The organism is Actinoallomurus vinaceus (genome assembly GCF_039542055.1).
In the GTDB taxonomy this organism is placed as follows: Bacteria; Actinomycetota; Actinomycetes; order Streptosporangiales; family Streptosporangiaceae; genus Actinoallomurus; species Actinoallomurus vinaceus.
Genome location: NZ_BAABHK010000004.1, coordinates 667,521 through 678,648 on the forward strand (window position 1 = coordinate 667,521; position 11,128 = coordinate 678,648).

At 71.3% G+C, this 11,128-nt stretch carries 7 protein-coding genes; 2 read left to right on the forward strand and 5 right to left on the reverse strand.

What is annotated here, in order from left to right; translation table 11 throughout:
* Positions 1-3: 3 nt before the first annotated feature.
* On the forward strand, positions 4-1,185 hold the full coding sequence (locus ABEA24_RS18740; protein WP_345432171.1) for an L-talarate/galactarate dehydratase: 1,182 nt from the start codon (positions 4-6) through the stop codon (positions 1,183-1,185).
* A gap of 280 nt (positions 1,186-1,465) precedes the next feature.
* On the opposite strand, the gene ffh is transcribed toward ABEA24_RS18740, so the two are convergent.
* On the reverse strand, positions 1,466-3,016 hold the full coding sequence (ffh, locus tag ABEA24_RS18745; protein ID WP_345432172.1) for a signal recognition particle protein: 1,551 nt from the start codon (positions 3,014-3,016) through the stop codon (positions 1,466-1,468).
* 249 nt (positions 3,017-3,265) lie between these two features.
* On the opposite strand from ffh, the gene ABEA24_RS18750 reads away from it, so the two are divergent.
* Positions 3,266-4,921: an acetolactate synthase large subunit gene (locus ABEA24_RS18750; RefSeq protein WP_345432173.1), complete on the forward strand. Its 1,656-nt coding sequence runs from the start codon at positions 3,266-3,268 to the stop codon at positions 4,919-4,921.
* A gap of 52 nt (positions 4,922-4,973) precedes the next feature.
* Here the strand turns inward: ABEA24_RS18750 and ABEA24_RS18755 are convergent, their stop codons facing one another.
* The 4 genes from ABEA24_RS18755 to ABEA24_RS18770 form a co-directional block, all read right to left on the reverse strand.
* Complete coding sequence (locus ABEA24_RS18755) at positions 4,974-6,404, reverse strand: hypothetical protein (RefSeq protein WP_345432174.1); 1,431 nt, start codon at positions 6,402-6,404, stop codon at positions 4,974-4,976.
* A 113-nt stretch (positions 6,405-6,517) separates the two neighbouring features.
* Entirely contained in the window at positions 6,518-8,854 is a 2,337-nt protein-coding gene (locus ABEA24_RS18760; RefSeq protein WP_345432175.1) for a [protein-PII] uridylyltransferase, read from the reverse strand.
* A gap of 11 nt (positions 8,855-8,865) precedes the next feature.
* The gene (locus ABEA24_RS18765; RefSeq protein WP_345432176.1) at positions 8,866-9,204 is read right to left on the reverse strand and encodes a P-II family nitrogen regulator; all 339 of its coding nucleotides are present in this window, start codon (positions 9,202-9,204) and stop codon (positions 8,866-8,868) included.
* Positions 9,201-10,631, reverse strand: coding sequence for an ammonium transporter (locus ABEA24_RS18770; protein WP_345432177.1), 1,431 nt, complete (start codon positions 10,629-10,631; stop codon positions 9,201-9,203). Before ABEA24_RS18770 ends, ABEA24_RS18765 begins: the two co-directional genes overlap by 4 nt.
* Positions 10,632-11,128: the final 497 nt, after the last annotated feature.

Below are 11,128 nucleotides of genomic sequence, written 5' to 3' on the forward strand. Positions count from 1 at the left end.
CACGTGCCCCCCTCTACGGCAGACGCGATCCCCGCCGCCTTCCAGGCCGGCGAGGCGACACTCGACCGGATCTCCTGGATCCGGTTGTCCTCGGTCACTCTGCCGCTCGCGACGCCGATCAGTGACGCCAAGGTCCTGACCGGCCGGCAGCGGCCGATGACGGAGGTCGCCTTCCTGTTCGCCGAGATCGGCACCGAGGACGGGCACGAGGGCATCGGGTTCGGCTATTCGAAGCGTGCGGGGGGACCCGGCCAGTTCGCGCACGCCAAGGAGATCGCCCCGGTCCTCATCGGCGAGGATCCCAGCGACATCGGCAAAATCTGGACCAAGCTGGTCTGGGCGGGCGCGTCGGTCGGCCGCAGCGGCCTGTCGACCCAGGCCATCGCGGCGATCGACGTGGCGCTGTGGGATCTAAAGGCCAAACGGGCGAATCTCCCCCTCGCGAAGCTGCTCGGCGCGCACCGGGACTCCGTACGCTGCTACAACACCTCCGGCGGGTTCCTGCACACGCCCATCGAACAGGTGCTGGAGAACGCCGACGCCTCGCTGGCGCGCGGCATCGGCGGCATCAAGATCAAGGTCGGCCAGCCCGACAGCTCCCTGGACCTGAAGCGCCTCGAGGCCGTCCGCGAGCACGTCGGGGACGAGGTGCCGCTGATGGTCGACGCGAACCAGCAGTGGGACCGGCCGACCGCCCAGCGGATCGGCCGGGCGCTGGAGCGGTTCGGCCTGGTCTGGATCGAGGAGCCGCTCGACGCCTACGACGCCGAGGGGCACGCGGCGCTCGCGCGGTCGCTCGACACGCCGATCGCCACCGGGGAGATGCTCACCAGCGTCGCGGAGCACTGGGAGCTGATCCGGCTCGACGCCGCCGACGTCATCCAGCCGGACGCGCCGCGGATCGGCGGCATCACCCAGTTCCTGAAGCTCGCCGCGCTGGCGGACCATCGGCACCTGCAGCTCGCGCCGCACTTCGCGATGGAGATCCACCTTCATCTGGCGGCGGCGTACCCGCACGAGCCGTGGGTGGAGCACTTCGAGTGGCTGGAGCCGCTGTTCAACGAGCGGCTGGAGATCCGCGACGGCCGGATGCACCTGTCCGGCAGGCCGGGGCTCGGCTTCACGCTGAGCGACCAGGCCCGCGCCTGGACGGTCGACCAGGCGGAGTTCGGCGACCGCCCCTGACGGGCGGACCGAGCCCGCGCCGACGAGTCCGACCCCCGATGGGATCGAGCCCTGACGGGCGGGTCGAGCCCGCACCGACGGATCCGGTCCCCGACCGGATCGCGCCCTGACGCCCAGGCCGAGCACGCACCGACAGGTCCGGCCCCGATCGGATCGAGTCCCCGCCTCGGTCGGGCTTCCGTCGGCGGGAGCGACCCCGCATCACGTACGCCGACGGCCGTCTCTTCACCGGGAGAATCCGGTGAAGAGACGGCCGTCGGCGTCCCCGCCCTCGGCGGGACTACTTCTTCTTGCCCTGCAGCTTGTTCAGGTCCGGCATCTGGAAGCCGGGCGGAAGCTGCCCCGGCATCCCCCCGCCGAGGCCCGGCGGGAGGCCCTGCGGCACGCCGTCCGTGCGCTGCGGCTTGCCGGCCGCCTGCTGGGCGCGCTTGCGGGGGTCGCCGCTGCGCTGCTTGCCCTTGGCCTTGCCCTTCTTGGCGGCCGCCTTGGCCTGCTTGCGCCGGGTACCCGGCATGCCGGGGATGCCCATGCCGCCCGCCACCTGACGCATCATCTTCTGCGCGTCGAAGAACCGGGTGACGAGATTGTTGACCTCGGTGACGGTGACGCCGGAGCCGCGCGCGATGCGGGCCCGTCGCGAACCGTTGATGATCTTGGGGTTCTGCCGCTCGTCGGGCGTCATCGAGTTGATGATGCCGCCGATCCGGTCGAGGTCGCGGTCGTCGATCTGGTCGATCTGCTGCCGCATCTGCCCCATGCCCGGCATCATGCCGAGGAGGTTCTTGATCGGGCCGAGCTTGCGGATCATCTGCATCTGCTCGAGGAAGTCCTCGAGGGAGAAATCCTCACCCGAGGCGAACTTCGAGGCGAACTTCTCGGTCTGCTCGGCGTCGAACTGCTTCTGGGTCTCCTCGATCAGGGTGAGGATGTCACCCATGTCGAGGATCCGGCCCGCCATCCGGTCCGGGTGGAAGACGCCGAAGTCCTCGAGCTTCTCACCGGTGGACGCGAACATGATCGGCCGGCCGGTGATGTGGCGGACCGACAGGGCCGCGCCGCCGCGGGCGTCGCCGTCGAGCTTGGTGAGCACCACGCCGTCGAAGCCGACGCCGTCCATGAACGCCTGGGCGGTGGTGACGGCGTCCTGACCGATCATCGCGTCGACGACGAAGAGGATCTCGTCGGGACGGACCGCGTCGCGGATGTCGGCCGCCTGGCGCATCATCTCCTCGTCGATGCCGAGACGGCCGGCGGTGTCGATGATGACGACGTCGTGCTGGGCGCGCTTGGCGTGCTCGATCGACTGCCGGGAGACCTCGACGGGGTCACCGACGCCGTTGCCGGGCTCGGGGGCGTACACCGCGGTGCCGGCCCGCTCGCCGAGGACCTGCAGCTGCTGCACGGCGTTGGGCCGCTGGAGGTCGGCGGCGACGAGCAGCGGCGCGTGCCCTTCGCTCTTGAGCCAGCGCGCCAGCTTGCCCGCCAGGGTCGTCTTGCCGGAGCCCTGCAGACCCGCGAGCATGATCACGCTCGGCGGGGTCTTGGCGAACCGCACGTGGCGCGTCTCGCCGCCGAGGACGTTGATGAGCTCCTCGTTGACGATCTGGACGACCTGCTGGGCAGGGTTCAGCGCTCGGGAGACCTCCGCGCCGCGGGCCCGCTCTTTGATCTGCGCGATGAAGTCCTTGACGACGGGCAGCGCCACGTCGGCCTCGAGCAGGGCGACGCGGATCTCACGCGCGGTCGCGTTGATGTCGTCCTCGGACAGCTTGCCCTTGCTGCGCAGCGAGGAGAAGACCGTAGTCAGACGGTCGGAAAGCGTCTCGAACACGTGTCTGGACCAGTCCTAGGGTGCTTCGGGGATCGACCATCAACACTATCCGCTCGGCGGCCGTCGCATGCCGACCACCACGGATCACTGTGACACGGCGTTCGCGGGATCACCAGAGGCGCCGGCCCGGCGTCGCGGACGGGCCGCGCGCCGCCGAACGTGTGATCGGCCACATCGCGGAATGCCGCTCCGCTCGCGGCACTTCCCCAGAACAGGTGAAAAAGCCCGTTCAAGGGGGAGGAAGTCCGCATGGACCCGCAGGTGGAGGCCGCACGGCTCCTGGTCCGCTGCCTGGAGGCGGAAGGCGTCGAGTACGTCTTCGGCATCCCGGGCGAGGAGAACATTCACTTCGTCGACGCTCTCAACGAATCCTCCATCCGCTACGTCCTCGTGCGCCACGAGCAGGGCGCGGCGTTCATGGCCGAGATCTACGGACGGCTGACCGGCCGGGCCGGCGTCGCCTCGGCGACGCTCGGACCGGGCGCGATCAACCTGCAGCTCGGGGTCGCCGACGCGACGACCAACAGCACGCCGGTCGTCGCCATCTCGGCGCAGGTGGGCCTGGACCGTATCTACAAGGAGTCGCACCAGATCATCGACCTCGTGTCGCTGTTCCGGCCGATCACGAAGTGGTCCGACATGGCGCCGACGCCGGAGGCGCTGCCGGAGATGGTGCGCAAGGCGTTCAAGACGGCGCAGACCGAACGGCCCGGCGCGGTCTACCTGGCGATCCCCGAGGACGTCGAGTCGGCGAAGGTCGACGCGTCCCTGAAACCGCTCCCGATCAACGTCGTACGCCCGAACGAGCCCTCCCCCGCCCAGATCGCGCGCGCCGCCGACATCATCGCGCTGGCCCGCCAGCCGATCGTGCTGGCCGGCCACGGCGCCACGCGCGACCACGCGAGCCACGAGCTGATCCGCCTCTCCGAACGACTCGGGCTCCCCGTGGCGACGACGTTCAACGGCAAGGGCGTCTTCCCCGACGATCACGACCACGCGCTCGGCGCGGTCGGCTTCATGCGCCACGACTACGTCAACTTCGGCTTCGACGAGGCGGACGTCCTCATCTGCGTCGGGTACGAGCTCCAGGAGTTCGACCCGGTCAAGATCAACCCGCACGGCGACAAGAAGATCATCCACATTCACCGGTTCCCGGCCGAGGTGGACGACCACTACCCCGTCGAGGTGGGCATCCAGGGCGACATCCGGTCCAGCGTCCGGGCGCTCACCGACGCCGTGCGCCGCCGCTTCGACATGCGCGGCACCGGAGAGAAGATCCGGCGGATGCTCCACGAGGAGCTGGACCGCGGTCGCGTGGAGGACCGGTTCCCCATGTCCCCGCGCCGCATCGTCACCGACATCCGGGAGGCGATGGGCCGGCACGACATCGTCCTGGCCGACACCGGCGCGGTGAAGATGTGGATGGCGCGGATGTACCCGACGTACGAGCCGAACACGCTGCTCGTGTCGAACGGCCTGTCGTCGATGGGCTTCTCGGTGCCGGGCGCGATCGCCGCCAAGCTCGCTTATCCCGGGCGGAAGGTGCTGGCCGCCACCGGTGACGGCGCGTTCCTGATGAACTCCCAGGAGCTGGAGACCGCCGTACGGGAGAACACCCCGATCACGGTGCTGATCTGGGAGGACAAGGCGTACGGCCTCATCGAGTGGAAGATGGACCTGGAGATGGGCCGCGACTCCAACGTCGAGTTCGGCAACCCGGACTTCGTGAAGTACGCCGAGAGCTTCGGCGCCAAGGGCTACCGGGTCGAGTCGGCGGACGCGCTCCTGCCGATCCTGCGCGAGGCCCTCGAGCAGGACACCGTGTCGGTGATCACCGTTCCGGTCGACTACTCGGAGAACCTCCAGCTCACCTCCAAGCTGGGCGAGCTCACCGACCCGTTCTGACGGCCGACGGGCGTTCTCCGGAGATTGTCCGGAGAACGCCCGTGCGGGTGCCTCAGCCGGCGGAGGCCGGAGCCGTGTACAGGACGGCGGTCGGGTTCTGCGGGGTCAGGGTCGCGGGCGTGGGGCCGGCGATGAACGACGTGCCGGGCTCGTCGTTCCGGCCGAGGAAGAACGCCCGGTTGATGGCCTGCACCTTGATCGTGGCGCCGGTGTCCTTGCTCGTGGCGGGCACGCGGATGCCGGTGACCTCGGCGATGTCGGACGGCTTCGTCCCCGGCGGGAGCTGGACCGTCGTGGCCGCGGGCAGGTCGCGGTTGATGGAGCGGTCCGGGAACAGGTGGTCCGAGCGGTACAGCGTCGGGTCGCCCTTGAGCCGGACGCCGATCGACAGGCCCACCCAGTCGGTGCCGTTCGGCGGGTTGACGGTCTGCTTGCGCACGACGAGGTAGAGGTAGTCGCGCGGGTCGGCGATGAGGGTCTGGGACGTGGTCGGCGGATCCGCCACCACGCGTCCCTCCCGGCGCGCCTCCGCCGCCACCACCCAGTACGTCCACGGGTTGCGGTCCATGACCTGCTCACGGGCCTCGGTGGCCGCGTCGAGCGTCTGCGCGGTGGACAGCGAGAACCGCATCGGGTCGTCGATCTTGTCGCAGATGTTGTTGTTCAGGGTGCAGGTCTCCAGGAGCGGGTGGTCGCCCTCGTACGTGCCCGCGAACGGCTGCGTGACGTGGTTCGGCGCCTGGAAGACGGCGGTGCCGGGGACCCGCTTGCCCTGCGCGTCGACCTCGACCTGGTAGATCCACTCGATGTCGGACGTCCGGCCCCAGCGCGCCATGAGCTGCGGCGTGGACGTGCCGCCGTCCTCGTTGCTCCAGATGTAGGAGTACGTGAGCAGCCGGTGCCCCGGCGTCGTGGCCGGGACGTCCTCGTGCCAGGCGACCAGCGGCGTGTCGGTGGCGGCGTTCTGGAACGGCCCGGTCGAGGTGCCGCCGGTGCCGTTGCGGCCGTACAGGACGGGCGCGTGCGCCATGTCGGTGTACGACGCCGAGCCGACCGCGACCGTACGGAACGTCAGGCCGGACACCCGTACGCTCTTGCCCGGCGAGCGGTCGGCGGCCACGCTGAGCCGCAGCGTGTGACGGCCCGCGGACAGCTGTCCGAGGGCGAACTCCCGCTTGATCGGGAAGGCGGCGGGAACGACGTCGTCGGTGGCGTACCGGCCATCGACGAACAGCGACAGGACCGCCGACTCGCGTCCCTTGACGGCCCAGGACACTCCCGGAGCCGCGGCGGTGACGGTGACGAACGCCTCGCCGGCGTGACCGGTACGGAAGGTCACCGTCCGGTCGTGGCCGCGCTGGACCGTGGGGACGCCGGCGGCGAGGGCGGGTGTCGCCGCGGCACCGGACAGGGCGAGGACAAGGGCGGGCACGACCGCGCGGGTGACGGCCGGTCTGCCCTTGGTGACATGGACGTTGGACACTGGACCTCCTGAGGCTCTCCAACGTCCAGCAGCCTCACGGTCACCACGGGCACCGTCAATGCGCTACACGGGCATTTCGGGCGCTCTTCATCCGGCGGTCAGGAATTCGCAGGTCAGCGCACGACGTCGAGGACGCTGCGGCGGATGGTCTCGCGCAGCGCGAGATCGGCGAGCGGATGCCCGTCCTCGTCGACGATGTAGAAGACGTCGACGGCCTCCGCGCCGAGCGTCTCCACGCGGGCCCCGCGCACCTGGACGCCGCAGGAGCCGAGGGCGTGCCCGATCCGCCAGAGCAGGCCCGGCCGGTCGTGGGCGCGTACCTCCATGACCGTCGCGGTGCTCGAGGCGTCGTCGAGGAGGGTGACGCGCGGCGGCGGCACCGGGACCCCCTTGCGGGGCTTGTACGACCGGGCGCGGCGTTCCAGCCGGGCCGCGACGTCGAGGCGCCCGGCGAGGACGCGCCGCAGGTCGGCCTCCAGGGCCGCCGGGTCGGGTCCGGAGCCGTACTCGGGGACGGCGATGAACTCCAGGACGGCCGTGTCCCCCTGGTGCGGACGTCCGTCGCCGTCCGGCCCGTGCGCGACCGCCGCCCAGGACACCGTACGGGCGCCGCGGACGGCGAGGCGGTGCAGCGCGAGCACGCCCGCCGCCTGCCAGAGCAGGCCGGAGCGGTCGGGGGCCACCATCGTGATCCGCGAGCCGGTGACGCGGACGGCGCCGCCTCCGTGGCGGGCGAGGGCCAGCTGTTCGGGGGTGGGGTCGGGCGCCACGGGCGGCGGCGCGCCGGCGAGCACCGCCGCGACCCGGCGGGCCAGCTCGGCGACGAGGCGGGCCTTCCAGGCGCCCCACGCGGCCGGTCCGGTCGCCTGCCCGTCGGCGACGGCGAGGGCGGCGAGGGTCTCCAGCACGACGGGGTCGCCGATGGCCTCGGCCACCGTCTCGATCGTGACGGGGTCGTCGAGGTCGCGCCGGGTCGCGGTCTCCGGCAGCAGCAGGTGGTGCCGGACGATCGCCTCGAGCGCGCGCACGTCGGCGGCGTCGAACCCGAGGCGCTGCCCGAGGTCGCGGGCCATGACCGCGCCCGTACGGGAGTGGTCGCCGGGCCAGCCCTTGCCGATGTCGTGCAGGAGGGCACCGACGAGCAGGAGGTCCGGCCGGGCGACGTCGCGGGTGTGCGCGGCGGCGCGGGCGGCGGTCTCCACGAGGTGCCGGTCGACGGTGAAGGTGTGGACGGGGTTGCGCTGCGGGCGGTTGCGGACGCGTTCCCAGTCGGGCAGGAGCCGGACGATCAGGCCGGCCTGGTCGAGCGCCTCCCACACGCCGATCGCGGCGGGGCCGGCGCCGAGCAGGGTGACCAGCGCGTCGCGGGCCTCCGGCGGCCAGGGGACGGGAAGCGGCGCGGCCTCCTTGGCCAGCTTCTCGACGGTCGCGATGGCGAGGGGCAGGCCCGTCTGCGCGGCCGCCGCGGCGGCGCGGAGCACGAGCACCGGGTCCTTCGCGGGGGCGGCGCCGAGCGCGAGGACGACCTCGCCATCCTGCTCGACGACGCCGTCGGCGAGCGGCCTGCGGACGGGGCGGCCCGGCGGAGAGCAGAAGCGGCTCACCGTGCGCCACATGTGGTCGGCGGCGTACGTGACGGTGCGCGCCGCCTCGGCGACGGCGCGCAGCAGGGCGTGCGCGTCCAGGAGGCCGAGCGCGCCGGCCACGGCGTCCTGCTCCTGGAGCACGAGGCGGTCGCCTCCGCGCCCGGTGTGCTCGTGCAGTGCGTGCCGGATATCGAGGAGCAGGTCGTACGCCTCCCGCACCCGGGCCGTCGGGGCGGGCGCCACCCAGGCCGCCGCGACCGCCTGGATCGCGTGGACGTCGCGCAGCCCGCCGCGCGACTCCTTCAGGTCGGGCTCGAGGAGGAACGCCAGCTCGCCGTAGCGGCTCCAGCGGGACCGGGACATCTCCCGCAGCTCCAGGAGGCGCCGGCGGGCGTCGGCCCGCCAGTCGGTCAGGACGGCCTCGCGCAGTTCCCGCGTCAGCGCCGGGTCGCCGGCGACGTGCCGGGCCGAGATCAGGCCGAGGGCGGCCTTCATGTCCTCGCGGGCGACGGCACGCCCCTCCTCGGGGGTGCGCACCGAGTGGTCGAGGCGCTGCCCCGAGTCCCAGATCGGATACCAGACGCGGTCGGCGAGGGCGGAGATGTCGGGCCGGCCCCGGTGCAGGAGGACCAGGTCGAGGTCGCCGCCCGGGGTGAGCTCCTCGCGCCCGTGGCTGCCCACGGCGAGCAGCGCCACGTCGGCCTCGGCGCCGAGCAGGCGGGCGAGCTCGCGGTCCAGCTCCAGGGCGCGCGCGGCCCGTGCCGCCCCGAGCGTGGCACGGGCCTCGGCCGTCGCGGAGGTCCTGGAGGCCTCACGGCCCGGTGGGACGACCTCGCCCACCGGGCCGTGCGTTTCCCCGATCACGTCCGCCACGCTTACAGCGCCTCCGGCCCGGTCTCCCCGGTACGGACGCGGACGACGGTGTCGACCGGGATCGACCAGACCTTGCCGTCGCCGATCTTGCCGGTCTGGGCCGCCTTGACGATCACGTCGACGATGTCGTCGGCGTCCTCGTCGTCGACGAGGACCTCGACGCGGAGCTTGGGAACGAGGTCGACCTTGTACTCCGCGCCCCGGTAGACCTCGGTGTGGCCGCGCTGGCGGCCGTACCCGCTGGCCTCGCTGACCGTCATGCCGTGCACGCCGAACGTCTCCAGCGCCGCCTTGACGTCGTCCAGCTTGAAGGGCTTGATCACCGCGGTGACGAGCTTCATGCCTCCGCCTCCACCTTCTTGTCGCCCGGCTCCGCAGGCGTCGGACCGCCGTTGGATGCCGCCTCATCGCCGGCGGTCGCCTTGCCGACGGTGAGCGTCGCCAGGATGCCCGATCCGGGCGTGCCGCCGTGAGAGGGGCTGATCTCGTACGCGGTCTCGGCGTGGGCGGCGAGGTCGATGCCGGACACCTCGTCCTCCTCGCTGACGCGCAGGCCCATGATCTTGTCGAGGACCTTGGCGATGACCCAGGTGATGACGAAGGAGTACACCGCGACCATCACGACACCGATCGCCTGCTTGCCGAGCTGGCTGAACCCGCCGCCGTACAGCAGGCCCGCGGGCCCGTCGCCCTTGGCGGGGGTGAGGATGCCGGTCACCGTGGGGGTGGCGAGGAAGCCGATGAGCAGGGCGCCCGCCGCACCGCCGACCGCGTGCACGCCGACGACGTCGAGCGAGTCGTCGAAGCCGAACTTGTTCTTCAGGCCGACGGCCACCGAGCACAGCGCGCCGGCGATGATGCCGAGGATCACCGCGCCGACGGGGTTGACCGAGGCACACGCCGGGGTGATCGCGACCAGGCCGGCGACGGCGCCGGAGGCCATGCCGAGCGCGGTGGGCTTGCCGTAGCGGATCTTCTCGGTGATGATCCAGCCGAGTGCCGCCGCGGCCGTCGCGACCTGGGTGTTGACGAACGCCACGGACGCCTGGGCGTTGGCCGCCAGCGCGGACCCGGCGTTGAACCCGAACCAGCCGAACCACAGCAGGCCGGCGCCGAGCAGCACGAAGGGGACGTTGTGCGGCCGCATCGGCTCCTTGGGCCAGCCGACGCGCTTGCCGACCACCAGCGCCAGCGCGAGGCCGGCCATACCGGCGTTGATGTGGACCGCGGTGCCGCCGGCGAAGTCGAGGGTGCCGATGTGGTCGGCGAGGAAGCCGCCGTCCTTGGTCGTGGTCAGGTCACCGAAGAAGAACACCCAGTGGGCCACCGGGAAGTACACGACAGTCGCCCAGATCGCGACGAACACGCACCAGGCGCCGAACTTGACCCGGTCGGCGACGGCGCCGCTGATGAGGGCCGGGGTGATGATGGCGAACATCAACTGGAAGGCCACGAACGCCAGCTCGGGCGACGTGCCGGAGGCGGAGATCAGCGTGTCCTTGAGGCCGATCTTGCCGAGACCGCCGATGATCCCGTAGTTCCCCACGTCCTTGGCGAACGCGAGCGAGTAGCCGTAGAAGACCCAAAGGACGCTGACGATGCCGATGGTGGCGAAGTTCATCATCAGCATGTTGAGGACGCTCTTCTGCCGGACCATGCCGCCGTAGAAGAATGCGAGGCCGGGGGTCATCAGCAGGACGAGGGCTGCACTCGCGAGCAGCCAGGCGGTGTCGCCCGAATTCATGAGTTTGAGAACGTCCGGCGGCATGCGGGCCGTCCCTTCGGTGAGGTGGTCGATACTGCTCTGGAGCTTCGAGCAGCGCGGTTTCACCTACGGGGCATGAGTGTTTCGGCGGTGTGAAACCCTTCGGCCCGATGTTTCAGGTGTGTTTCGGTTTTCTCACCACATAGGACCGTAAATGACCCAAAATGCGATCACAGCGGCCACCAGGACCTCACCGGCCCCAGAGGACGCTTCGGTCACCGTCGCGGAGGGCTGACGGGTCGCCGCCGACCTACCGGCGCGCATACGCTGTGACCTGGACCGTAAGCCGGAACGGGAGGACCGCTCCGGGTGGGCCCGAGGCGATGTCATGGCGGGGGTATCCAACACCGTACGGCCCGGACAGATGCACGGACTGCCGGCCGAGGTGACGAGTTTCGTGGGGCGTCGGCATGAGGTGGCCGAGGTCAAGCGGTTGTTGTCGGTGTCGCGGTTGGTGACGTTGACGGGTCCGGGTGGGGTGGGCAAGACCCGGTTGGCGG